The 23714-nt window shown below is 55.3% G+C and carries 22 protein-coding genes, 1 tRNA gene and 2 pseudogenes; 23 read left to right on the forward strand and 2 right to left on the reverse strand.

The genetic code is table 11. From position 1 onward, the window contains the following. Positions 1-22: 22 nt before the first annotated feature. The gene (locus ACQKEK_RS03220) at positions 23-496 is read right to left on the reverse strand and encodes a peroxiredoxin (protein ID WP_045428704.1); all 474 of its coding nucleotides are present in this window, start codon (positions 494-496) and stop codon (positions 23-25) included. 16 nt (positions 497-512) lie between these two features. After that, the gene (locus tag ACQKEK_RS03225) at positions 513-1073 is read right to left on the reverse strand and encodes a glycine cleavage system transcriptional repressor (protein ID WP_045428702.1); all 561 of its coding nucleotides are present in this window, start codon (positions 1071-1073) and stop codon (positions 513-515) included. 217 nt (positions 1074-1290) lie between these two features. Between ACQKEK_RS03225 and dapA the strand changes: the two genes are divergently transcribed. The 23 genes and pseudogenes from dapA (at position 1291) to ACQKEK_RS03340 (ending at position 23713) form a co-directional block, all read left to right on the forward strand. Continuing rightward, positions 1291-2169 carry a 4-hydroxy-tetrahydrodipicolinate synthase gene (dapA, locus tag ACQKEK_RS03230; protein WP_127838853.1) on the forward strand — a complete coding sequence of 293 codons (879 nt, stop codon included), beginning with the start codon at positions 1291-1293 and terminating at the stop codon, positions 2167-2169. 39 nt (positions 2170-2208) lie between these two features. Beyond that, entirely contained in the window at positions 2209-3309 is a 1101-nt protein-coding gene (gene bamC / locus ACQKEK_RS03235) for an NlpB/DapX family lipoprotein (protein WP_499140992.1), read from the forward strand. Between the two features lie 135 nt (positions 3310-3444). Next, positions 3445-4314, forward strand: coding sequence for a phosphoribosylaminoimidazolesuccinocarboxamide synthase (locus tag ACQKEK_RS03240; RefSeq protein WP_499140993.1), 870 nt, complete (start codon positions 3445-3447; stop codon positions 4312-4314). Positions 4315-4438: 124 nt separating this feature from the next. After that, positions 4439-4528, forward strand: a tRNA-Ser gene (locus ACQKEK_RS03245). A gap of 245 nt (positions 4529-4773) precedes the next feature. Beyond that, complete coding sequence (gene rfaH, locus ACQKEK_RS03250) at positions 4774-5271, forward strand: transcription/translation regulatory transformer protein RfaH (RefSeq protein WP_499140994.1); 498 nt, start codon at positions 4774-4776, stop codon at positions 5269-5271. A gap of 605 nt (positions 5272-5876) precedes the next feature. Then, positions 5877-6401 carry a hypothetical protein gene (locus tag ACQKEK_RS03255; protein WP_499140995.1) on the forward strand — a complete coding sequence of 175 codons (525 nt, stop codon included), beginning with the start codon at positions 5877-5879 and terminating at the stop codon, positions 6399-6401. Positions 6402-6483: 82 nt separating this feature from the next. Beyond that, on the forward strand, positions 6484-7671 hold the full coding sequence (locus ACQKEK_RS03260; RefSeq protein WP_499140996.1) for an outer membrane beta-barrel protein: 1188 nt from the start codon (positions 6484-6486) through the stop codon (positions 7669-7671). 77 nt (positions 7672-7748) lie between these two features. Continuing rightward, positions 7749-8282, forward strand: a complete 534-nt coding sequence (locus ACQKEK_RS03265) for a polysaccharide biosynthesis/export family protein (RefSeq protein ID WP_499140997.1) — start codon at positions 7749-7751, stop codon at positions 8280-8282. A 137-nt stretch (positions 8283-8419) separates the two neighbouring features. Beyond that, positions 8420-10666 carry a GumC family protein gene (locus tag ACQKEK_RS03270; RefSeq protein WP_499140998.1) on the forward strand — a complete coding sequence of 749 codons (2247 nt, stop codon included), beginning with the start codon at positions 8420-8422 and terminating at the stop codon, positions 10664-10666. A gap of 110 nt (positions 10667-10776) precedes the next feature. Continuing rightward, positions 10777-11502: a tyrosine-protein phosphatase gene (locus ACQKEK_RS03275; RefSeq protein ID WP_499140999.1), complete on the forward strand. Its 726-nt coding sequence runs from the start codon at positions 10777-10779 to the stop codon at positions 11500-11502. A gap of 65 nt (positions 11503-11567) precedes the next feature. After that, a complete protein-coding gene (locus ACQKEK_RS03280; protein WP_499141000.1) occupies positions 11568-12263 on the forward strand; it encodes a hypothetical protein in 696 nt (231 codons plus the stop codon). Between the two features lie 4 nt (positions 12264-12267). Continuing rightward, positions 12268-13545, forward strand: a complete 1278-nt coding sequence (locus tag ACQKEK_RS03285) for a lipopolysaccharide biosynthesis protein (protein ID WP_499141002.1) — start codon at positions 12268-12270, stop codon at positions 13543-13545. Further along, a complete protein-coding gene (gene pseB, locus ACQKEK_RS03290) occupies positions 13546-14544 on the forward strand; it encodes a UDP-N-acetylglucosamine 4,6-dehydratase (inverting) (RefSeq protein WP_499141003.1) in 999 nt (332 codons plus the stop codon). It abuts the gene before it with no gap. Positions 14545-14571: 27 nt separating this feature from the next. Next, a pseudogene (locus ACQKEK_RS03295) lies at positions 14572-14799 on the forward strand (DegT/DnrJ/EryC1/StrS family aminotransferase); the annotation flags it as partial. Beyond that, a pseudogene (locus ACQKEK_RS03300) lies at positions 14781-15124 on the forward strand (SAF domain-containing protein); the annotation flags it as partial. The pseudogenes ACQKEK_RS03295 and ACQKEK_RS03300, both read left to right, overlap by 19 nt. A gap of 244 nt (positions 15125-15368) precedes the next feature. Next, a complete protein-coding gene (locus tag ACQKEK_RS03305; RefSeq protein WP_499141005.1) occupies positions 15369-16403 on the forward strand; it encodes a glycosyltransferase family protein in 1035 nt (344 codons plus the stop codon). Continuing rightward, complete coding sequence (locus ACQKEK_RS03310; protein ID WP_499141007.1) at positions 16400-17836, forward strand: DUF6418 domain-containing protein; 1437 nt, start codon at positions 16400-16402, stop codon at positions 17834-17836. The genes ACQKEK_RS03305 and ACQKEK_RS03310 overlap by 4 nt, the downstream gene beginning before the upstream one ends. Next, positions 17833-18978: a UDP-galactopyranose mutase gene (gene glf, locus ACQKEK_RS03315; RefSeq protein WP_499141009.1), complete on the forward strand. Its 1146-nt coding sequence runs from the start codon at positions 17833-17835 to the stop codon at positions 18976-18978. Before ACQKEK_RS03310 ends, glf begins: the two co-directional genes overlap by 4 nt. Beyond that, positions 18978-19763 (forward strand): DUF4422 domain-containing protein, encoded by a 786-nt coding sequence (locus ACQKEK_RS03320; protein ID WP_499141011.1) that lies wholly within the window; start codon positions 18978-18980, stop codon positions 19761-19763. Before glf ends, ACQKEK_RS03320 begins: the two co-directional genes overlap by 1 nt. 229 nt (positions 19764-19992) lie before the next feature. After that, entirely contained in the window at positions 19993-21396 is a 1404-nt protein-coding gene (locus ACQKEK_RS03325) for an undecaprenyl-phosphate glucose phosphotransferase (protein WP_499141013.1), read from the forward strand. A gap of 82 nt (positions 21397-21478) precedes the next feature. After that, entirely contained in the window at positions 21479-22555 is a 1077-nt protein-coding gene (gene galE, locus ACQKEK_RS03330) for a UDP-glucose 4-epimerase GalE (protein ID WP_499141015.1), read from the forward strand. Positions 22556-22779: 224 nt separating this feature from the next. Next, complete coding sequence (locus tag ACQKEK_RS03335) at positions 22780-23175, forward strand: VanZ family protein (RefSeq protein ID WP_499141017.1); 396 nt, start codon at positions 22780-22782, stop codon at positions 23173-23175. A 247-nt stretch (positions 23176-23422) separates the two neighbouring features. Further along, complete coding sequence (locus ACQKEK_RS03340; protein WP_499141019.1) at positions 23423-23713, forward strand: hypothetical protein; 291 nt, start codon at positions 23423-23425, stop codon at positions 23711-23713. The last annotated feature ends 1 nt before the right edge of the window (position 23714 follow it).

The raw sequence follows: 23714 nt of genomic DNA on the forward strand, positions 1-23714 counted from the left end.
GGAGCTTGGTAGGTCGCTCGGATCAGCCCTGGTGCAATGCTTGTGCGGCCTGCAGCACGGCGTCTACATGCCCTGGCACCTTCACCCCGCGCCATTCCTGCCGCAGCACGCCGTCAGCGTCGATGAGGAAGGTGCTTCGGTCTATGCCCAGATACTCCTTGCCGTAAAGCTTTTTCAGCTTGATCACGTCGAATAGCTGGCAAAGCTGCTCGTCTTTGTCGCAGATCAGCTCGAAGGGAAAGCCCTGCTTGGTCTTGAAATTCTCATGGGTTTTCAGGCTGTCTCGCGACACTCCGAAAACGACCGTGTCGGCGGCAATGAAGGCGTCGTGCTGGTCGCGAAAGCCCTGGCCTTGCGTCGTGCAGCCCGGAGTATTGTCCTTCGGGTAGAAGTAGAGGACCACCTGCTTGCCCTTCAACGCATCGAGGCTGACCTGCGTGTTGCTGGTCGCCTGTGCCTGGAAGGCCGGCACGGGTTGGTCAACGGCTACGGACATGGAGGTCTTTCCTAAATTAAGGGTTCTGAGGGCGCCAGGGTTCGATCAACGCATCCAGGTTTAGTGCATCGGCGAAATCGAGGAATTGGTCCCGTAGCCAGCTGATCTGCGTGCCAGCCGGCAATGTGACGGTCATCGTCGCGTTGAGCATGGTGCCGCCAGTTTGCGGTGCCTCATAGGTATCGCATGTAAGGGCTTCGAGCTCGACACGATGGTCGATAAAGAACTGGCACAACTCGTTGAGGATGTCTGGACGATAGGCCGAGCTGACATACGCCACATAGGGCAGCGCCTGTGGTCGAGTCTCCAGTGCTTCGCTGCGCACCACATTAGTGGTGAACTCGTGCTTCTTGGCCAGGCCGGGCAGGGCCGTCTCCATTCGAGCAAGCGCGTCCCAGCTTCCGGTGATCTCCAGAACCAGGGCACAGCATTCGCCGTGTCGGGTCAGGCGCGTACTGACCACGGCGCAGCGATTCTCGTTGCTGGCTCGGCAAAGCACATTGGTGAGCGCCATCGGGCTCCGGCCCATGGCGCTGATGACGAGAAATTGTTCTCGGGGTACTGGGGGGGTGGACATGCAGATTCCTGGCGGTGATGAATCGGGCGGCCAGCCAAGCCGAAAATGGCTAAGGGTAGCGAAAAGCGTCGTCAGAGGGAATGCGTCGGCCGAGTAAGCCAGTTGACTGTCGCGCCGGTGCTCAGTCGTTCCGGCGGTTGATGCCTCCAGCGTACTCGCAAAGCGCTCGGGAGCCTTGTACCATTACGCCTCTCTTTTTCCGGCAGGAGTGGGTTGCATGATTGCGGGCAGTATGGTGGCGTTGGTCACTCCCATGGACGCACAGGGTGGTCTTGATTGGGATAGCCTGAGCAAGCTGGTCGACTTCCATCTCCAGGAAGGCACCCATGCAATCGTTGCGGTCGGTACTACTGGCGAAGCGTCTACTCTCGAAGTGGCTGAGCATATCGAGGTGATCCGTCGAGTAGTTGATCAGGTCAACGGTCGAATCCCAGTGATCGCCGGTACCGGGGCCAACTCAACGCGTGAAGCCGTCGAGCTGACTGAAAACGCCAAGCAGGCCGGCGCTGACGCCTGTCTACTGGTTACGCCGTACTACAACAAGCCGACGCAGGAAGGTATGTATCTTCACTTCCGCCACATCGCCGAAGCTGTAGCGATTCCCCAGATTCTTTACAACGTCCCCGGGCGTACTGCCTGCGACATGCTGCCGGAAACCATCGAACGCTTGGCCAAGGTGTCAAATATCATCGGCGTTAAAGAAGCAACCGGTGATCTCAAGCGCGGGCAGGAGGTGCTTGATCGCGTCGCCAAGGACTTCCTCGTCTATTCCGGCGATGACGCCACTGCCGTAGAACTGATGCTGATGGGGGGCAAGGGCAACATCTCCGTTACCGCGAACGTTGCGCCGCGCGCGATGAGCGAGCTGTGTACCGCTGCTATCGCTGGCGATGCCGACAAGGCGCGTGCCATCAATGCGCTGTTGATGCCGCTGCACCAGACACTGTTCCTTGAGGCCAATCCGATTCCGGTGAAATGGGCTCTGCACGAGATGGGTCTTATACCGGACGGCATTCGCCTGCCGCTCACCTGGCTTAGCCAGCGTTGCCACGAGCCGCTTCGCGACGCGATGCGTCAGTCCGGTGTGCTGGCCTGATAGTCTCAGGCGTACTGGTTTAATAATGAAGGAACATGCATGAAGCGATTGGCCGGCCTCTCGACCCTAGCCTTGATCATCTCTGGAACCAGCGGTTGTGGCTGGTTGTGGGGTGAAGACGGATACTTCCGCGACCGTGGCAGCGACTACCTGCAGGCACAGCAGGTGCCGCCGATGCAGGTGCCTGGCGATGTCGAGCTGCGCCCGATCGAGCCGCTGCTGCCAATTCCACAGCAAGTAGCCGACAGTCGTGCGACAGGCGAGTACGAAGTGCCCCGTCCACAGCGTCTTGTCGCCGCCGAAGAGGCGAGCGACTACACGCTGCAGACATCTGAAGATGCGCGCTGGCTTGTTGCTATGCGTGCTCCTTCGCAAGTGTGGGCGGCGGCCCGTCAGTTCTTCACCGATAACGGCTTCCAGATTGCCGAAGAGCGGCCTCAGACCGGTGAGTTCGTCACCGCCTGGCAGACCCGTGACCAGCTCTCGCCAGCATTAGTACGCAACCTTGGCCTGGGCGAAGGCGAAACCCGTGTAAGGGTTCGCGTCGAGCCCGGTGTGCAGCGTGATACCAGCGAGATCTTCTTGGTCAGCGTTGAGCGCCCCGCAGGCAGCAGTGCCGATGTTGCCTGGCCGGACACCCCGGCGAATGCGGAGCGTGATCGTGTACTGCTCGATGAGCTGCAGGCAGGGCTGAGCAGCAGCACCGCACAAGGTGGATCCGCCTCGCTGCTGGCTGAGCGCGAGTTCGACGCGCCAAGCCGTGTCACACTCAATGAAGCCGGCAGCGGCGAGCCAGTGTTGCAGCTTGACACCGATTTCAACCGTGGTTGGTCGAGCGTCGGTCGTGCTCTAGCTGCGAGCGATATCCTCGTCGAGGATTTGGATAGAAGCCTTGGCGTTTACTACGTCAATCTGGCGGAAGGCGCGGCTAATCCAGACGAGAAGCCAGGTTTCTTCTCGCGCTTGTTCGGTGGAGCCCCTGACCGCGAAGAAATCGAAGCCCGCGCCGAACGTTATCAGGTACGCGTGACCGCTGTGGGAGACAAGGTACAGGTCACCCTCGACAAGGATCTCGACACCGTTGCTCCGGCTGAAACCTCGCGACGCGTGCTGAATATGCTCAAGGACAACCTGGACTGATTCTGCAAAACAGTCCGCTTCGATCAAGTCAGGCGAAACCTCTCGGTTTCGCCTGTTTCGTTTGATGACTGATCCAATCGTTGCGGCTGCGCTGTTGCGCAAGCCGGCGTAGGTTCGGCAACCGCGAGAATCGCCATGACCACTCCCAATTCCCTCAGCCTGAAGAAAATCTATTCTGGCAAGGTGCGTGATCTGTACGAGATCGACGACAAGCGCATGCTGATGGTCGCCACCGACCGGCTTTCGGCATTTGATGTGATCCTAGCCGAACCGATCCCGGAGAAAGGCAAGATCCTGACCGCCATTTCCAACTTCTGGTTCGACAAGCTTGCTCAGCTGGTCCCTAACCATTTCACCGGCGACAAGGTCGAGGACGTAGTATCTGCCGCGGAGCTGCCTCTGGTAGAGGGGCGGGCGGTAGTGGCTAAGCGTCTGAAACCCGTAGCAGTCGAGGCCATCGTGCGGGGTTATATCGTCGGCTCGGGCTGGAAGGAATACCAGCAGAACGGCACCGTCTGCGGCATCAAGCTGCCAGCCGGCCTGAAAGAGGCGGCCAAGCTGCCGCAGCCGATCTTTACGCCGTCGACCAAGGCGGCCGTGGGCGATCACGACGAGAACATCTCCTTTGAGCAGTGCGAAGCCATCATAGGTAAAGAGCTTGCGGCAAAGGTGCGCGATACGTCGATCGCGCTGTACAGCGCAGCCGTCGCGTACGCAGCAACGCGGGGCATCATCATCGCTGATACCAAGTTCGAGTTCGGCCTTGACGAAAACGGCGAGCTGACACTGATGGATGAAGTGCTTACACCTGACTCCAGCCGCTTCTGGCCTGCAGACAGTTACGCTGAAGGCAGCAACCCGCCGAGCTTCGACAAACAGTTTGTCCGCGACTGGCTGGAATCCACCGGCTGGAACAAGGAGCCGCCAGCCCCGCCTGTTCCAGCTGATGTGGCCCAGAAGACTGCCGGCAAATACCGTGAAGCGCTGACGCGCCTGACCAGCTAATTGGAGGCGGCCGGGCGGGGCTGATCACTGCAGCCAGCCTGGCTGTCACGATATGGCGCCGTTAAAAAAATCTGAGCAGTTGGGGTTAGACAAAACAAACCGAGCTGCTATGATGCGCGCCGCTGGAGAGATGCCGGAGTGGCCGAACGGGACGGATTCGAAATCCGTTGAACTGGCAACAGTTCCTAGGGTTCAAATCCCTATCTCTCCGCCATTCTTCTAGAAGCCCCGTAATCAAATGATTTACGGGGCTTTTTCGTTTCTGATGCTTATGGTTCTCTTTTGTGGTTCCTGAGCTGACTCCCCTGGTCGCTCTTAGGCTGGAGCCGGGTAGTTGGACCAAGCGGACGGTGTTGGCGCCTGATCCAAAGGTAGAGGCCCTGGGTGTCCGTTTTACATTGCAAGATAGATATCAAAAAGCCATCATTCCCCGTTTATGAATGTTTGGCGAGGCTCCACATGGATCGTGATATTGGGTGCTGGTACTTGCTCCAATGCAAAGTACGCCAAGACGAGCGCGCTGAAGAGAATCTGGTCCGTCAGGGCTATGAGTGTTTGCGTCCAACGCTTTCGCGCGAGCGAGTCGTGCGGGGCAAACGGCAGCGTGTCGTGGAGTCGCTATTTCCGGGCTACCTGTTTATTCGGCTCGATGCGGGAGACAACTGGGGGCCGTTGCGCTCGACGCGCGGGGTTCTTCGTCTCGTTGGGTTCGGCGAGGGTGCGCTTCCAATAGATCCCGAAATCATCCTGCAGCTCCGGCAGCGAGCAGGGCAGGCGGAAGGAGCACCCGTGTTGGTCGTCGGTGAAACGGTCCGGATCATCAGCGGCCCGTTTGCTGAGCTGGAGGCCGTCTTCTGTGCCATGGATGGCGACGACCGGGTCGTGCTGCTACTTAACTTTCTGCAGCGTGAACAGAGGATCCGCGTGCCGCTGGGCGGCATCGCTAAAGCTAAATAGAACGTTGCCGCGACACTAAAACATGATGCCTAAATGCCATCCCGCCAGTATACTCCGCGGCGATTTCTCTCCCGCCCTCATGGGGCCAGTTAGAGCGTACGGACCCTGCAGCTGACGGATACAGTCGGCGCAGCGTCAAAGCAGTGATAGATGGATGCTCGAAAGGCCGAACACAGGCCTGAGTTGGATCACCGCGTGCAATAGCGACATTTTCTTCGCGCTGCCAAGCCGCGAAGTTTATTTGGGGAACATTTCCACTCGTACGTCTTCGCGGTTCCCGCGATTTCATCGAAGCATGGATTTCATACCGCGCCGTTTTCAGGAATCCGACGGAAAATCCTGGGGCGGTAGCGTGTCTGCAGCCTCGTGACTGCTGCGCTCGTTAAAGGATTAACGTCATTTTTGATTACTTCTCCCTTTACTACACGATGCGTTCTTCCGCGTCGTGTTTTCGTTCGTCCGCCATTCAGCAGCCTGCACGAACATGACTCTGGTCCGCGTACCAGCCGGCTACGGCGGGGCCGGGCGAAACGATAACCACCGCTACCCGCTGCTCACGCAGCGGGAGGGCAAGAACCATGCAACAGCCAACGAGGACGTTCATTATGCGCAAAACCCTATCCACTCTTACTCTGGCCATGGCGCTGGCTTCCGGCCATGCACTAGCCGATCAGGCCACGCTGGCCGCCATTCAGGCGACTGGTGTACAGCTGACCGAAGCCCAGGCACAGGCCCTCGCCGTCGCTCAGGGTGACGCCTTGGCACAAGCCGTTGCGGCTGTCGTGGCTGCCAATCCAGATGCCGCTGCTTCGATCGTCGCCGCTGCCGTTGCGGCTGCTCCAGCTCAGGCTGCTTCCATCGTTAGCGCTGCCGTAAGCGCTGCTCCGGCTCAGGCCGCAGCAATCGTGACGGCTGCAATCAGCGCCGCACCAGCTCAAGCCGTAGCGATCACTAATGCAGCTGTTGCCGCTGCTCCAGCCCAAGCCGCCGCTATCAACGCAGCTGCATCAGCAGCTGGTGCAGCTCCGGCTGGCGCTACTGCCGGCTCGACCACCACCGTTTCCAACAACCCTGCAAGCAGCGGTGGCGGCGGTGGCGGTGGCAGCAGCACACCCGCCAGCCCTAACTGATCGACTCGATCGCACCAGAAGTCGGTGATGAGCCGGCTTCTGATTTTGAAACTTCCTGTCGATGGGTAAGGGACTGGAACGCATGAGCACCAAAATCAAGGCCAGCCTGCTGGCAATCGCTGTGTCCGCTGCTAGTGGCAGCGCTCTGGCTGTTGAAGCCATGAGCATGAAGATCGCTGACGGTCTGGAATTCACGCCAACCCTGAAAGTCAGCGAAAGCTATGACGACAACTTTCGTGAAGTGGAAAAGAACGAAGAATCGTCTTGGATCACCCGTATTTCGCCGACCCTGGCACTGACTGCATACGGTCGCAAATCTGAATACGTCCTGAGCTACACAGCTGACAGTGACACCATTCACTCCAGCCACAAGGACAACAACACCGACCATCACCTGACGGGTGATGCTGGGTTCCGCTTCAATGCGCGCAATCAGCTTGTCCTGAATGCCGGTTACCACAAAGTGGAAGAAACCACCTCGGCGACTCCGGGCGTGCAGGGCGACAAGTACAACAGCAAGAACATTGGTGGCGTCTACACCTATGGTGTCGAGACTGCGCGTGCTCAGGTCGACTTCGGAGCCGACTACAAAGAGCTGCGCTACGACAACACCGGGCTTCGCTCCAACGGTACGCGTCTGAACTCCGAAAAGGAGCGTGACGCCACAGCACTGCGTAGCACGCTGTACTACCGCCTCGGCGCCAAGACACGTGCTCTGGCCGAGCTGCGTCACACCGATTACTCCTATGTTTCGGCCAAGAGTCTGGACGCCACCAATCTGGCATTCCTCGGCGGTCTGACCTGGGATGCCACGGCCAAGACTACCGGCACCGTCAAGTTCGGCCGTGAAAAGAAAGAGTTCGACCGCAACATCAATGACGACCAGTCGGGCGGTATGTGGGAAGCCGGTATCACCTGGCAGCCACGTACCTATTCCACGTTCGGCCTGAAAGCGCGTCGCGCTCTGGACGAAGGCGAAAATGGCGCATCGGCAATCCAGGCAACCAGCACCACCCTGGACTGGAAGCATTATTGGCTTGATCGCGTGTACTCCATCGCCAGCTACACCCGCAGCGAGCAGGATTACATCGACGACACGGTAAATAACCGTCTCGACAAGACCGATATCTTCGGTCTGGGCCTGAACTACGAAATGCGTCGCTGGCTGGATATCGGCATCGGCTACAAGTACGCCGAGAACGATTCCAACGTGGTGAATGAGAGCTACGAACGCAACATCTATTCGATCAGCTTCACAGCCAGCCTGTAATACCCGCGGTTACGGACGATCCGGCAGTAGCAACGCTTCCGGATCATTCGCGCGTCAACCAAGAGAAACCGAGTCATATGTTCAATCGATTCTTCTACAGCATGCTTTTCGGCATGTTCCTTCTCAGCGCCAATGCTCAGGCCGAAGGCAGCTCTACCTACAAGCTGGCTTCAGGCGACGTCATTCGCATCAACGTATTTGGCGAACCGGACCTGAGCTTCGAGGAGCTGCGCCTCACCGATGCCGGCACCTTCTCTTATCCGTTCATTGGGGAGCTGCGCGCCAAGGGCAAGACTGCGTCGGAAATCGAACAGATGCTCGTTGACAACCTCAAGGGCGAATACCTGATCAACCCACGCGTATCGGTCAGCGTCCTGACCTACCGTGAGTTCTTCATCAGCGGTGAAGTGAAAGAGCCGGGCGGCTATCCCTATCAGCCGGGCCTGACGCTGCGTCGTGCCATTGCTCTTGCGGGCGGCCTGACCGAGCGCGCGTCCACCAAGCGAATCAATGTGATCCGCGATCAGCAGAGCGACAAGCCGATCAGCGGCACGCTCGACACCGTTGTGGCACCTGGCGACACCATCACCATCGAGCAGGGATTCTTCTAAGCCCGCCGAAGCTGAGCAAGCGCCGCTGTAGACCTCGCGGCCAATACTTAAATCGTCGTTCCTGATGGGCGGCCGCCGAGCCGACTGGGCGCGGTCCGGTGCCTGAGCGCCTACATCTATTCAGAGTTTTTCCGAGCATGACAAGCGACAATACCCAGATCATCGAGCGCAACCTGGTCGGCCAGCGCCAGGACGACAACGACGATGATGAAATTGACCTGTTGAAACTTTGGCAGACCGTCTGGCGCCGCAAGTGGAGCATCATCACCCTGGTGCTTGTGGTCACTATGGTCACGATCCTTGGGGTGCTCGCGATCACGCCAATCTATCGCGCGGCTGCAACGCTCCTCATCGAGGAAAAAACCGCCAAGGTCGTATCCATCGAGCAGGTGTACGGGCTCGAAGGCGCAGGCAGCGAATATCTACAGACCCAATTCGAACTGCTCAAGTCCAGGGCACTGGCGGAGCGCGTGGTGCGTCAGCTCAACCTGACCACCCACCCTGAGTTCGACCCGCGACAGCAGCCCGAGCCGCTGATCGATGTGAGCGGCGTGCTGGCCAAGCTTGATTTCCGCAAGGCGATGCCCTTTACCATGCCGGGTGACCTTGACGGCGAAATGGACAAAACCGAATCGGACATCTTCGATGCGGTAACACTCGAGTTCATGGAGCGCATCAGCATTGAGCCGCAAGGCAAGAGCCAGCTGGTAAAGGTCCAGGTCGACATGGCCGACCCTTACACTGCCGCACTCGCCGCCAACGCCTTGACCAATGGCTTCATCGAGACGCAACTCGAAGCGACCATGGAAATGTCGTTGACGGCCACCAACTGGATGAACAGCCGCCTCGGCGAACTGCGCACCAAGTTGAAGAGCGCCGAGGATCGGCTGCAAGCCTTCCGCGAGAAAGAAAACCTGGTTGATGTCGACGGCGTGGCCACCATCAGCGCCGCCGAACTCTCGCTCACTGGTGATCGCATGATTGATGCTCGTCGTCAGCGTGCCGAGGCCGAGAGCCAGTATCGCCAGGTGCAGAGTATGCGCACCGGCGGTTGGGAGCGTCTGGCGACCATTCCCGCCGTGCTTGGCCATCCGCTGATCCAGCAATTCAAGGCCGAGCAGGCCAAGGCCCAAGCGAAGGTCGAAGAACTGTCCAAACGCTATGGTCCGGGGCATCCGTCGATGGCGGCTGCACGCTCGGATCTCAGCGCTGCGTCCGGTAGCCTGCGCGGGCAGGTTGAGCAGATCGTGGCCGGTATCGAGCGCAACTATCAGCTGGCACTGGCTAACGAGAGCTCGCTGCAGGCCTCGTTCAACGCCAACAAGTCGCAAATTCAGGACATCTCCCGCAAGGAATTCCAACTGCGCGAACTGCAGCGCGAAGTCGATGGCAACCGCGCGCTGTACGACACCTTCATGACCCGTCTGAAAGAAACGGCCGCAACCTCCGATCTGGAAACCGCAAACGCCCGCGTGGTCGACAAGGCCGTGGTGCCAAACGAGCCGATCAAACCGAAGAAGTCGCTTATCGTCGCCATCGCCGCACTGCTGGCGCTGTTTGTCGGTGTCGGCCTGACCTTGCTGTTGGACGCGCTGAGCAACACCTTCAAAAGCACCGAAGAAGTAGAAGGGCGCCTGAACATCCCGGTGTTCGGCATTCTGCCGATGATCAAGCAAGGCGAGCGCAGCGACATGGCGCGGCTGTTCACCAGCGACAAGGACAAGAGCTTTTCCGAGTCGATTCGCACCATCCGGACCGGTGTCGTGCTCTCCGGGATCGATAACCCTCACAAGGTCATGGTGATCACCTCGTCCATTCCGGGCGAGGGCAAGAGTACCGTTTCGGTCAACATGGCCTTTGCACTGGGCCAGATGGAGCGAGTGCTGCTGATAGATGCCGACCTGCGTCGTCCAACGCTGGCCAAGAGTTTCGAGTTCCCGGTCGGCACGCCCGGCCTGGCCAACCTGATCGCCGGCAATGCCAAGCTGGACGAGTGCATCAAGACGGTCGACGGCCTCGACATGATCGGTGCCGGCACCGTTCCGCCGAACCCGCTCGAACTGCTGTCCTCACAGCGGTTCGCCAAGGCCATCGAAGTGCTCAAGACCAAGTACGACCGCATCATCATCGACTCCCCGCCAACCCAGGCCGTGAGCGATGCGATCATCCTGTCGACCCTGGCCGATTCGCTGATCTACGTGATCAAGTCCGACTCCACGCATATCCCTCTGGTGGAGAAGGGCGTAGGCCAACTGCTGCAAAACAACGCCCCGGTCAAAGGCATTGTGCTCAACCAGGTCGATATCAAAAAGGCCAAGAAATACGGCTACAGCTACGGCGGTTATTACGACTACTACGGCTACAGCAATACCAAACCCGCTTGACCAGTAGCCCGTCGTAGGGTGGATCACGCTCCATCGATCCACCGGGTGGCGTACCACCTGACCATCCACCCGACAGCCAAAGCAACCGACCAAAGACAAACCGAACCACCATGATCGACCTTCACAATCACCTGCTACCAGGCATAGACGACGGCGCACCAGACCTGGATACGGCACTGGCGCTCGCCCGTATGGCTGTGGATGAAGGCATCACTCACCTGGTCTGCACACCGCACATTCACCCAGGCCGCTACGACAACACCCCAGTCAGCATTGCCGCCGCCAAGGCCCAATTTATCGCGGGCTTGCAGCAAGCCAATATCCCCTTGCAGGTCGCCTCGGCCGCCGAAGTACGCTTCGGTATGGAGCTGATGGTCGGCATCACCCAAGGCGTGATCCCTTTTCTTGGCGAATGGCAAGGCAAGCAGGTCCTGTTGCTGGAATTCCCCCATGGCGAAATCCCCTTTGGTGCGGAGCGCCTGACCAGCTGGCTGATTCAACGCAACGTCATTCCGATGATTGCCCACCCCGAGCGCAACAAGGGCCTGCTGCGCGCACCAAGCAAGCTCAAACCGTTCCTCGAACAAGGTTGCCTGCTGCAGGTTACCGCCTCATCAGTGGCGGGTGGCTTTGGCCCGGCGGCCGAACAACTGGCCCATATGTTGTTGGAGGAGGGCGTAGTGACGATTCTCGCCACCGACGCCCATAACCAGCAGCACCGGCCACCGAAGCTCAACGACGGCATGCAACATGCCGCACGCCTGATAGGCGAAACCAAGGCCGAAGCCCTGGTCAAGCTCAACCCCTGGCAAATCGCCCAGTCCCACTTCCAATGACCGACCTTACCCTTGACCGGCCAAGCCGCCGGAAGCGCCAGCGTTCGCGCGCTGAATCGCAAAACGTGACCAGCATCACCCAAAAAGCGGTAATAGCGCTCGTTCTCCTGGCCTCGTTGGGGCTGTTGTTCGCCGGCCTGCGCATGGCCGGCGCCGGGTTTGCCAGCTACCAGGCAGAAGCCTTTCTCCAGGATTGGGCAGGCAAAGGAACCGAACCATCGGATGCGGCTTGGCGAGTCGCCGAAGGCGCTGCACAACGCGCCGTCGGCCTTTATCCAGTCGCCAACGGCGAATACCTTGACCGCCTCGGGCGGGTCTACAGCTGGCAACAGTTCGAACGGCCCTATGGCAGCCCGGATGCGCTCGGCTCTCGCTTGGCCGCCCTGGATGCCTATCGCGCCTCGCTCGAAGCACGGCCGGTATGGCCCAACACCTGGGCGCGGCTGGCCAATACCAAGCTGCATCTGGCGCTGTTTGATGACGAGTTCAAGCAAGCCCTGGAGCAAGCCTCAGCCCTCGGCCCCTCGCGCCTCGAAGTCCAGCGGGAAGTGGCCATGATCGTGTTTGCGGGCTGGGCACAGTTGAGCAAACAGGAACGCGCAAACTTTCTCGAATCCGCTCGGCGCAGCGTGACCTATGGCCAGCGTGAAGCCCAACAGATCCAGTTGCTCGCGGCGCAAAACGGGTTGACCGGTGCGCTCTGCAACAGCCTGCCCTTCGAGATGAAGGCCCAACGCGGACTGTGCCTGGAGAGAAAGTGAACCCATGTTCACTCGCCTGATCAATGTGGCCTTACGCGGCATGACGCTAGTCAGCAAGTTCCTGCTGATCTTCTTCCTGGCGCGTTTGCTTGAGCCAGCGGAGCTGGGTCTATATGGGCTGCTCACAGCAACAATTAGTTATGCCCTCTATTTGTTGGGTTTTGACTTCTATGCATTCACAACTCGCGAATTGCTCAAGCGCGAGCGCAGCGAGTGGGGCGGGCTATTGAAGGATCAGGGGGCCCTTTCAGGAATCATGTATGCCGTATTCTTGCCATTGCTGTGCCTGCTCTTCCTACAAGGACTCCTGCCTTGGAGACTGATCGGCTGGTTCTTCGCACTGCTGATACTTGAACACCTGACTCAGGAAGTGGGTCGCCTGCTGATCGCTATTTCGGAACAGCTCCTTGCCAGCTTGGTGCTCTTCCTGCGCTCCGGAGTCTGGGCAGTTGCGGTAACCGTGCTGATGTTTTTTGAAGCTGACGCCCGTAGTCTGCATTACGTACTAGCCGCCTGGTCGCTTGGGGCGCTTACAGCCTTGCTGCTTGGCATCCACACAATCACTCGGCTGAAAATGGGTAACTGGGAAAAACCGGTCGACTGGCAATGGATCGGCAGAGGACTGAAGATTGCTGTTCCGCTGCTAGTGGCCACCCTGGCGATACGAGGCGTCTTTACCCTTGACCGCTATTGGTTCGAAGCGCTGGCGGGCATCGAAGTGTTGGGCGCTTATGTATTGTTCATGGGCATTAGCAATGCGCTGATGTCGTTTCTGGATGCAGGCGTGTTCGCCTTCAGCTACCCCGGCCTAATCGCTGCGCATAATCGGCGGGACGCCACAGCCTTTCGCCAAGGGTTGCGCAAGTTGCTACTACAGACTCTGCTGCTATCTGCCGCCTTTGCCGTGATAGCGCTGCTGCTGATCGGTCCCTTGCTGCAATGGCTGGACCGACCCCTTTATATCGAGCGGCAAGGCCTGTTCCCGTGGGTTCTGCTGGCCACCGTGCTTTATGCCATCGGCATGGTTCCGCATTACGCCCTGTACGCCCAAGGCTATGACCGCCCAATCATGCAAAGCCACATCGCCAGCTTCCTGTTCTTTATCCCGGCTACGTGGCTGTTTTCACTTTGTTCGCCACTGCTGGCGATACCCCTCAGTCTATCCGCAGCCTTCGCACTGGTGCTGCTATGGAAGTCCTGGTTCTTTTTCCAGCTGACACCCGCACCCTACCGCGCAACTAGCACCAACCGAGCTTCAGGTTTTAACCGAGGAACCCGCTAAATGTTCAGCAACAAGATCATCCTCGTCACCGGCGGCACCGGTTCGTTCGGCAATACCTTCGTGCCGATGACACTAGCCAAATACAACCCGAAGAAAATCATCATCTTCTCCCGCGACGAGATGAAACAGTGGGACATGGCTAAGAAGTTCGAGGGTGACAAGCGCGTGCGCTTCTTCATTGGCGACGTGCGTGACAAGGATCGCCTCTACCGCGCCCTGGATGGCGTGGATTACGTAGTGCATGCCGCCGCGACCAAGATCGTGCCGACCGCCGAATACAACCCTTTCGAGTGCGTCAAGACGAACGTTGACGGCGCCATGAACCTTATCGACGCCTGCATCGACAAGGGCGTCAAAGGCGTAGTCGCCCTGTCCACCGACAAGGCCAGCAGCCCGATCAACCTGTACGGCGCCACCAAGCTAGCCTCCGACAAACTATTTGTCGCTGGCAACTCCTATGCCGGTGAGAACGGTACCCGTTTTTCCGTGGTCCGCTATGGCAACGTCATGGGCTCTCGCGGCTCGGTAATCCCATTCTTTATGTCCATCAAGGATAAAGGTGTGCTGCCAATTACCGACCAGCGCATGACCCGCTTCATGATCTCCTTGGAAGAAGGCGTGGAACTGGTCTGGCACGCCTTTCAAGACATGGAAGGCGGCGAGATCTACGTGAAAAAGATCCCTTCGATGAAGGTCACCGACCTTGCGCGCGTTATCGCTCCGGCAGCAGAACAGGAAGTAATCGGCATTCGCCCTGGTGAAAAGCTGCATGAGCAGATGATCAGCGCCGAAGACGCCTACTACACCTACGAATATCCCGAGCACTTCAAGATTCTGCCGACCATCAACAACTGGGCTACTTGCATCAAGCGCATCAAAGACGGCAAGAAAGTACCTGAAGGCTTCGTTTACTCCAGCGATAACAACAGCGAATGGATGAGCGATGAGGAGCTAAGCGCCTGGATCGACCGCAACTACGAAAAAATCGGAAGCATTTGAGTCATGATCCCTTAAGGTCGTAAGGACATTACACAAGCCGATATCGACACGGTTCTGGAAGTGCTTAATCTGACTTACTGACCCAAGGTCCGATGGTGCCTCGCTTTTAAGCAGCGTGTCGCAGAGCACGTCGGTGCCAGCTATGCGTTGGCCGTGAACAGCGCTACCTCGGCGTTGCATATCGCCTGTCTGGCACTTGGGCTTGGCCCCGGTGACCGTTTGTGGACTACTCCGGTCACTTCACGCTCGACCGCAGCGGCGGCGGACCGGACGACAGTTTCTCGCTAGGGCCCATGGAGCTTGCCGCACTGTGTCGTGACAGTAAGACGGCCCGGGCCGCGTTGGGCAAGGTGGATTACGGGCGTAAATACAGTGAGCAGGGGAACGTAAAGTTTCGGCGGTCGTTGTACTTCGTAAAGGATTTGAAGGCGGGGAGGTGATTACTGAGGATGCTGTAAGGAGTGTGAGGCCAGGGTTAGCTGTAGCACCGAAGAAAATTAATGAAGTCGTCGGCGCAAGATTTTTGATTGATATAATAGCCAACACACCCACAAGCTTAGAGCTGCTCTCGAAGAAATGAAGATAAGAATAAACTTTCTGCAGGCCACGCCAAATGATGCCAGCACGGACGTAATGAGCGTAGGAATTAGAATAATCCTGTCGACGCTAGCCTAGTAAAATTCGTTTCGATAAATAAGCTCACCTACGCTGATTTAATCACCGCAGGCGTAACAGCGCCCAGGCTCTCAAGGTACCAGTTGCATATCTTATATATGCTCGCAGTAGCCTTGTTTCTTCCTAACCAATGCTACCAATCCTTAAAAATGAAGATTCTGATAAGCTGTGAAGTAACCGAAGAGCTGAATGATATACTACAAATAATAAACGAAAATCTGGAAGGCGCTCTAATTACCATCTATGCACCGGTCAGACTGAAAAACTCCATTGAACTGATCGAAAGCAGGGCCATAGTCAAAAAGAAATATTACCGCACTATATCCCGCTCAAATTTCATAAACAAAATACTTGAATTGATAAACTTTATTCACCTGTCGCACGTTGAGAAGCCAGACATCATTATATCTGGCTTTTCAATGATGAAGCATAGACTATCCAGCACCCTTTTTAAAATCAAACATATCGCCTATCTTAGAGGCCTAATGTTTGATTCCGCGAACAAATCAGGGGTCTCTGATCTACTTCGCTTTAGCATTCCAGGCTTTATAACCAAAAACAAGCTATTTAATTCTTGCGAAGCCTCTAGCATCATAACGGTATCCGCCATAAACGAAACTTTCATAGTTGACCGTGGAGTAGATAAGAATAAAATTTCACTAATTCCGCCACCTTGGTTAAAGAAAGAAAGAAAAACAGGTATCCGCCAAATCCCTGAATTATTCTTTATCACCCAAGCGTTCGCTGCCCATGGCCATGTCGAACAACACATGGAGCAAATATCATTTTTAAGATTGTTGAGCAAGTACTGTTCTATAAACGAGAAAACGCTTACCGTACGGATACACCCTAGAGACTATTTTGACTACAGAGCCGAACTGCCTAACCTTAAATACGACAGCCAAACACCAAAGGATTTTTTGAATCACTTGTCGGCAAGCGATATTCTAATATCGCCATTATCTACGTTATCGTTTGAGCATATGTACTACGGCGGAAAGTGCATCTTTTATTCAACCCCTGCACTAGACATAGTTTATGCTAGATCTTATAAAAAGCTAACAATAAGTCCCATCTGCCAAGAAGAAATTGCTAATCTTTCGGAGATTATGGAAACAAGGTTACACAGCCTAAATATTGGATTTTCGCAATATGGAGAGCTACCTAGGAATTTTTTTAAATGAATACACCTATAAGCAGCCGCTCTTTTCTTATAACCGTCATTGCAACCCCTATTTGTCTAGTTATCCTGCTGGGCATAAACCTAGCTGCGGACAACAACATCGTTTACTCCGCATTTTCATTAATAATTTTCTTAGTATCCTGCTGCTTTCTCTTAAAAGCGAATAGAGGGGTTTTTTTTCTAACTCTCTTAAGTTTCGCCTCATTTATACCTATTGTCATCTCAAATCTATACATAGAAACGGGGCAGTATATTTCAGAGCAAGCCGTCAATGGACACAATAATGGCGCCACTATTCGACTCGCTATTTTCGTACAGGTTTACATGTTAGGGCTGTTTTGGACATCAGTCTATCTGACAAATATTATAAGCAAAAGATACCAGCTCTCTGACAGCAGCAACAAACTTAAAAAATTGGACTATATAAGTACTTGCTTTTTGGGAATCGTATTATCTCTAGGCTTCAGCACTATTCTTGTGTACGGTTCGCCATTGCTCATGGGAGTCTCACGATTTCGCTACTGGCATTATTTGCCTAGTATCTTAAGCAGAATCCCTGCGTTGATAACATTCGGTGCGTTTTTCCTTGGTCTGCTAACCGCATCCTTCGGCGTGAAACGTAAGTATATTGCTTTAACAGTAATGAATATTTTTCTGTTAATATTACTTGCCGAAAAGTTTACATCCGTTTTTTTGTATGGAATCTATTTTTTTACTGCATATATGCTAGGCCTAATTCTGGTGAGGGAAACGCAACCCAAGCTTGGAAAGTTGTTTCTGCTTAGTATTTTGCTTATTTTATTGCTGCTATTTCTCGCCGCTGCGGGCTACGTATATCTTCACGATTACAACTGGGAGGATGTTCCAAAAAAAATTGTGGATCGAGCCTTTGGCTTACAAGGCCACGTATGGTACGGAATCGACAGACTCGCCATTCAAGGAGCCCCCTTAGCGACCCCATTAGACTTATTGAAAAACCACTCTGAACAGGACCCTGCAGGGCTGGTTATGCTTATGTGGATGATCTCACCCGATCGGCTAGTTTCTGCGATGCGAGAGTTAAACATTCGATTTACGATGGGAGGACCTGCCGTAGGCTTAGCTGCTTTGAACTATTTTGGCGGCGCCATTTATCAGTTGGCTACAGGAGTTTTTTCTTCCCTTATATTTTCGTACTTATATCTTTCTGTTGCGCGGCTAAGTTTCTTTAGGATTCTCATAGCTCTTTTAGGAACAAAAATAGTCATGAATGCATTTTTTATGGGCGAGCCCTACAAAGCGTATGATGCCTTGGCGATATCATATTATTTTGCCGTCTCTGTAGACTTGATGGTAACCAGAAGGAAGCGCAGGACAACTTTCAGATTAGGTCTCAAGCGAAATATCAAACGGCAATCCGTAAACCCGATATCGATTAAGCGAAGTTTACTTTGAAAATATTAATAATTGGAGCTGGCTTTTCTGGCTCAGTTGTTGCCAGGGAGCTAGCATCTCACGGGCATGATATTCATATCACTGATGCTCGGGCTCAATTAGCTGGAAACTGTTATTCAGAACGCGATAACACTTCCGGTGTAATGATGCACAAATATGGCCCTCACATATTTCACACTGACAATGAGCGAGTCTGGAACTTCGTAAATAGATTTGCCACCTTTATGCCTTATACCAACAGAGTGAAAACAACTGTAAACGGAAGAGTATTCTCTCTTCCAATCAATCTGCACACCATAAATCAGTTTTTCGAACAAGCGCTGACTCCTGATGGCGCCAAAGCACATCTAACAAAAATTGGCGACACCTGTATCGCCAATCCAATGTCCTTCGAAGAGCAGGCATTACGCTTTGTCGGCAAAGAGCTCTACGAAGCTTTTTTCAAAGGCTACACTAAAAAACAGTGGGGACTGGAGCCAAGCGAGCTTCCAGCAAGCATTCTCAAGCGACTGCCTGTTCGTTTCAATTATGACGACAACTATTTCAACCATAAGTACCAAGGCATGCCGAAAGACGGCTACACGGCCCTAGTAGAACGCCTGCTGGACCACTCATCGATCAGCGTTGAGTTAGAGCGAAAAGTCGCACGTGCCGATATCGGGGATTACGACCACGTATTTTATAGTGGCCCGATCGATGAGTGGTTTAACTACTGTGAAGGGCGTCTGCCTTACCGCACCTTGGATTTCGAAGAGATCCGGGCGGATGGGGACTACCAGGGCTGTGCCGTAATGAACTATGGCGACGAATCAGTTCCCTATACCCGCATCGCCGAGCACAAGCACTTTGCACCTTGGGAGACGCACGAAAAAACTGTCGCATTCAAGGAATACAGCCGTGCCTGTGAGCCAGGCGATATCCCTTATTACCCCATCCGCCTAGTGCGCGAGCAAGCGCAACTAAAAAGGTACGTAGAATTGGCACGCAAAGAAACGAAGGTTTCCTTTGTAGGGCGACTGGGCACTTATCGCTATCTGGATATGGATGTGACCATCGCGGAGGCATTAGACGCTGCGGCTACCTATCTTGATTGCCTAAAAAACAATATTGCCCCGCCGGTATTTTTTGTGGATCCTATTTGATGAATACTGCTGTTTCGATCATGGTGGCTGCGCACAAGAATTATGAGTTTCCTGCAGATCTTGGCTATATGCCTATTCAGGTTGGAAGAGAAACGTCTAAGCAACAGCTAGCTATTTGCGGAGATAACACCGGGGAATCCATCTCCGAGTTAAACCGCTCTTTTTGTGAGTTGACTGGCCTTTATTGGCTTTGGAAAAATCAGAAATCAAGCATATATGGGCTGTCGCATTATCGTCGATATTTTAAGTCGATCAACGGCGAAGCATCAGTCGTTTTGCAACATTCTGTAGCGAGCTCAATAGAACTAGCCTTACTACTCAAATCGCATGATGTTGTTGTTTCCAAGCCCCGCAACTACTGGGTTGAAACAGTGCGCGAACACTACAAGAATGCGCACCATCAAGATGACCTTCTGACGGTAGAGTCGATAATTGCCGAGCAGTGTCCCGACTACTTATCTGCATTTAACGAGGTTATGTCACGCCGGCGCGTTTCGCTTTACAACATGTTTGTAATGCGTTCAGCTGAATTCAACAGATACTGCGGATGGCTATTCGCAATCTTGTTTGAGGCGCAGAAGCGAATCCCTTATCAGAGTTACGGTCCGTACCAAGGCCGAGTGTTTGGTTTTCTAGCGGAACGTTTGCTCAACGTGTGGATTGAGCAAAATGTACAGAAGGAAAGGGTCAAATACCTCCCGGTCGTGAATCTGGAGGGAGAGAACATTGTAAAGAAAGCGGTTGGCTTGCTGGGAAGGAAGTTTCGAGGCACCAAACTGGATTGATGCAACTGAGACAAAAAGCAGATTCGGCCACCAATCGCTAGCTATCAATCAGCCGATGAGACCACTTCGATTGCACAAGCTTTGCCAAGAACTATAGCGGGACCAATTTTATGTGTAGATCGCTCTGCACCCGAGCCCGATCTCTACTCCGAACATTAGCAATCGCGCCGATTGTTGAGAGGTTCGTCAACACGAGCGCTTCTGGACGCTGTATCTGTTGGAGGGGATCATGGAACTGACATTCAGACGCAGCAGAAACCTGTCGCACAAATATGGATGGCTGAGTAGCCGGCTGGCGCAGCTTACTGATGTAGGTGCAACAGCACTGGCCGCCTATGTGGTGCATGTTCTGTATTTGAAACAAAGCTTTATGTCACCGTTATACATATGGGGTACGACAGTTGGCGCATTGTTGATAGCGGTCGTGTTGCCCTCGTTGGGTATATACAACACCTGGCGAGGCCGGGTGCTTAGCCCGCTGCTATTCAAGCTGTCGACGGGTTATCTGATTGTCGGCCTCGTTTGTACCAGTCTGCTGTTCCTAACGGGGCTATCGGACTCATTTTCACGTGTGTGGCTGGTGGTTACGCTTACCGTCGCGTTTCTGACATCGCTCTCGGCGCGTGCGGCGGTGTACCCACTGCTCAAGCGTTATCGAATGCTTGGCCGCAACCGCAAGCATGTGGTGCTGGTCGGCGACGCTAATTCGTGCGCAACGGCCGCCCGTCATCTTCAATCAGAGCCGGCCGCAGGCTTCGATATTAGCGCTGTCTATCTGACCGGTGATGATCGCCACAAGGAACTCGCTGAACGAGGATTGGACTGGGTGCCCTATGCTGCCAGCCGTGTTCAGGACATAAAGAGCGACGAGGTGTGGATCTGCCTCCCATTGGCGGAAGGCGAGCGCGTCAAGCAGACCATCGCCGACCTCGGCGTGACAGCAGCAAACGTGCGCTTTATGCCGGATATGCGCGATTTCCGTCTGATCAACCACAACATTTCTCATGTGGCCAACCTGTACCTGCTCGATATGAGTTGCTCGCCTATCAGTGGCAGTGCGCATTTCTGGAAGGCGCTAGAAGATCGCCTGATTTCGGTGTTTATCGTTCTGATGATTTCCCCTGTGCTGTTGGCGGTTGCCATTGGGGTGAAGCTGTCATCTCCGGGCCCTATTTTCTACCGGCAGGAGCGGGTCAGTTGGAACGGCAAGCCGTTCGACATGTTGAAGTTTCGCTCCATGCCGGTGGACTCGGAAAAGAGCGGCGTGACCTGGGGGGGCGCTCAACAGAAGCAAACCACCCGCTTTGGCGCTTTTATTCGTCGCACCAGCCTTGATGAACTACCGCAATTCATCAACGTCCTGAAGGGTGACATGTCCATCGTTGGGCCACGACCGGAGCGCACGTTATTCGTTGATCGCTTCAAGCACGAGATTCCGGGTTATATGCAAAAGCACCTGATGAAAGCCGGTATTACCGGCTGGGCGCAGGTCAACGGTTGGCGTGGCGATACCGACTTGGAAAAACGCATCGAGTGCGATCTTTGGTACATCGAAAATTGGTCGCTGATGCTTGATTTCAAGATCATCCTGCTGACGGTGTTCAGGGGATTTATCAACAAAAACGCTTACTGAGCCTTCTGGCTGTTGCTCTGAAGAGATCTGGTGCTGTGTGGCGCCTGCAAGGCGCCATTTGTTTTACTGAAAGGAAGCACTCTTGAAAGAAACCATTCTGGTGACCGGCGGTGCCGGCTATATCGGCTCGCACACCGCCCTGGCTCTGCTCGAAGCAGACTATGACGTTGTAGTGCTGGACAACCTCAGCAACAGCTCGGATGAATCTCTTGAGCGCGTCACCCGCATCTGCGGCAAGGCTCCGGTTTTTGTACGGGGCGATATTCGCGATGCGGCGCTGCTCGATCTACTGTTTGCCAGCCACCCCATCAGCGCCGTGCTGCACTTCGCTGGGCTCAAGGCCGTTGGGGAAAGCGTGCGCGAGCCGCTTGCCTATTATGAGAACAATGTGGCCGGCAGCCTTTCGCTGTGCCAGGCCATGGCCCGTTCCAAGGTGTTCCGTCTGGTGTTCAGTTCCTCAGCTACGGTTTATGGCGACCCAAAGCAGATGCCGATTTCGGAAAGCTGCCCTACCGGTAACCCCACCAATCCCTATGGCCGCTCCAAGCTGGGCGTCGAAGAAGTACTGCGAGACCTGGCCGCTTCAGATCCACGCTGGAGCGTTGCACTGCTACGCTACTTCAATCCGGTTGGCGCTCATGAGAGCGGGCTTATTGGAGAATCGCCCAACGGCATACCAAATAACCTGCTGCCGTACATAAGCCAGGTCGCCGTGGGCAAGTTGCGTGAGCTGACGGTGTTCGGCAACGACTATGCAACGCCAGACGGAACTGGTGTGCGTGACTATATCCATGTCATGGACTTGGCTGAGGGGCATCTGAAGGCGCTGGAGCGCATCACATCGGATGCAGGCTTGCAGGTTTGGAACCTGGGCACTGGTGCAGGCTACAGCGTGCTGCAGATGATCCATGCATTCGAACAGGCGTCAGGCCGCTCGATTCCCTACCGATTTGCGCCACGTCGCACCGGCGATATCGCCGAATGCTGGGCCGACCCTCGTAAGGCCGCCACCGAATTGGGCTGGCAGGCCAAGCGAGGGATCGACGCGATGATGCGTGATACCTGGCGCTGGCAGCTGGGCAATCCGGATGGTTATGTTTCTGAAGATTCAGTGCTGGAATCGGGTGTGCCGTTACCTCCGGCATCTATCGCCTCGTAAGTGATCTTCCTGTCTATGGCACACAGGCGCGGCCACGACATTTCGCCCTTGATTTATCGCTTCGTGATGTCGAGGTCATGGCCGGTTTTGCTTTACCCAGTTGGTTTGGCGGCTCCTAGCTCGCCATCGTCGCGCTTTCCCTGACCATGCCTATACGTGGCACCTGCATTCCATAATGCGGGTTGGCTTCTTCCTTCTCTTTGATTTGTCGCGAGTCTCGATTGATGCGCTATTGGCGATTCCTGCCGTTGCTGGTTGTAACGGCAATCCTCCTGTACGCCGGGTTGCGGCCCGATCCGGTGCCGCAAGTGTTCGATCAGCAGGACAAACTGCACCACTTACTGGGCTTCGCTGCGTTGGCGTTTAGCATGCGGCTGGCGTTGCCTCGCTGGTCTGTCGTCTGGATCTTTTCGCTGTGCTTGGCGACGGCCGTGCTGATCGAGCTCGCTCAGGGTTACCAGCCGCATCGCTTCGCCTCCCTGGCGGACATGGTCGCTAACACGCTGGGAGTAGGGGCGGGCGTCGTGAGTTCTGGAGCCTGGCGTGGCATTTGCCGCCGCTGGGCGCGGCATTCGCGCCCGCTTACGGCAGTGGAATTAGCCGTGAAGGGCCGCGCTTGAGGCCCGAATACCCAAGCGCGCCGATATCTGACATAAGCCACAACCAACGCCTGAGCTGACCGTTCATCGGCGTCGCCGTTTCGCTTGCAACGTTGTACATCCGCCTCGGTCCGTATTCATGTTCGGCGGGATTCGAGGAAGACGATCGCTTCGCCCGCTCCAGATGGATGGATGAGGGCGAAATATGGCTAGTCGATTGAGGAGCGTCGAAACCGCAGTTGTTCCGGTGCCTGGTTGGCATTCATCCATGCGTCTCGCACCGGCTGCCCTTGTGTGCGGCCTTCTGGCGCTGCTGACGGGTTGCGCGAGTGAACCGGCTACGCCAGTCACCCGTGACGAGGCGCTTATCCATATACGGCTGGTCGACAAGATCGATTACAAGCCAGGCATGAAGGCCTTTGGTCTGTCGCGCTGCGCCAATGGCGTGTGTGTTGTAGAGGTGTTGCGGGAGAACTACCCCTACTGCGTGGGGCATGAGATTCGACACGTGTTCGAGGGCGACTGGCACGCCGGGCACGAGAGCACTGAGGGTTGCTGAG

The organism is Pseudomonas sp. NPDC077408 (genome assembly GCF_050269105.1).
Taxonomy (GTDB): domain Bacteria; phylum Pseudomonadota; class Gammaproteobacteria; order Pseudomonadales; family Pseudomonadaceae; genus Stutzerimonas.

What these genes read in the sequence shown, in the direction of transcription:
- ACQKEK_RS03340 (WP_499141019.1), top strand. Translation starts at nt 23,423, where the DNA reads ATGCGTCTCGCACCGGCTGCCCTTGTGTGCGGCCTTCTGGCGCTGCTG.
- ACQKEK_RS03285 (WP_499141002.1), top strand. Translation starts at nt 12,268, where the DNA reads ATGTTCACTCGCCTGATCAATGTGGCCTTACGCGGCATGACGCTAGTC.
- ACQKEK_RS03265 (WP_499140997.1), top strand. Translation starts at nt 7,749, where the DNA reads ATGTTCAATCGATTCTTCTACAGCATGCTTTTCGGCATGTTCCTTCTC.
- ACQKEK_RS03275 (WP_499140999.1), top strand. Translation starts at nt 10,777, where the DNA reads ATGATCGACCTTCACAATCACCTGCTACCAGGCATAGACGACGGCGCA.
- ACQKEK_RS03320 (WP_499141011.1), top strand. Translation starts at nt 18,978, where the DNA reads ATGAATACTGCTGTTTCGATCATGGTGGCTGCGCACAAGAATTATGAG.
- ACQKEK_RS03335 (WP_499141017.1), top strand. Translation starts at nt 22,780, where the DNA reads ATGCGCTATTGGCGATTCCTGCCGTTGCTGGTTGTAACGGCAATCCTC.
- ACQKEK_RS03270 (WP_499140998.1), top strand. Translation starts at nt 8,420, where the DNA reads ATGACAAGCGACAATACCCAGATCATCGAGCGCAACCTGGTCGGCCAG.
- dapA (WP_127838853.1), top strand. Translation starts at nt 1,291, where the DNA reads ATGATTGCGGGCAGTATGGTGGCGTTGGTCACTCCCATGGACGCACAG.
- ACQKEK_RS03325 (WP_499141013.1), top strand. Translation starts at nt 19,993, where the DNA reads ATGGAACTGACATTCAGACGCAGCAGAAACCTGTCGCACAAATATGGA.
- pseB (WP_499141003.1), top strand. Translation starts at nt 13,546, where the DNA reads ATGTTCAGCAACAAGATCATCCTCGTCACCGGCGGCACCGGTTCGTTC.
- ACQKEK_RS03305 (WP_499141005.1), top strand. Translation starts at nt 15,369, where the DNA reads ATGAAGATTCTGATAAGCTGTGAAGTAACCGAAGAGCTGAATGATATA.
- ACQKEK_RS03240 (WP_499140993.1), top strand. Translation starts at nt 3,445, where the DNA reads ATGACCACTCCCAATTCCCTCAGCCTGAAGAAAATCTATTCTGGCAAG.
- ACQKEK_RS03220 (WP_045428704.1), bottom strand. Translation starts at nt 496, where the DNA reads ATGTCCGTAGCCGTTGACCAACCCGTGCCGGCCTTCCAGGCACAGGCG.
- ACQKEK_RS03255 (WP_499140995.1), top strand. Translation starts at nt 5,877, where the DNA reads ATGCGCAAAACCCTATCCACTCTTACTCTGGCCATGGCGCTGGCTTCC.
- ACQKEK_RS03225 (WP_045428702.1), bottom strand. Translation starts at nt 1,073, where the DNA reads ATGTCCACCCCCCCAGTACCCCGAGAACAATTTCTCGTCATCAGCGCC.
- bamC (WP_499140992.1), top strand. Translation starts at nt 2,209, where the DNA reads ATGAAGCGATTGGCCGGCCTCTCGACCCTAGCCTTGATCATCTCTGGA.
- ACQKEK_RS03310 (WP_499141007.1), top strand. Translation starts at nt 16,400, where the DNA reads ATGAATACACCTATAAGCAGCCGCTCTTTTCTTATAACCGTCATTGCA.
- ACQKEK_RS03260 (WP_499140996.1), top strand. Translation starts at nt 6,484, where the DNA reads ATGAGCACCAAAATCAAGGCCAGCCTGCTGGCAATCGCTGTGTCCGCT.
- rfaH (WP_499140994.1), top strand. Translation starts at nt 4,774, where the DNA reads ATGGATCGTGATATTGGGTGCTGGTACTTGCTCCAATGCAAAGTACGC.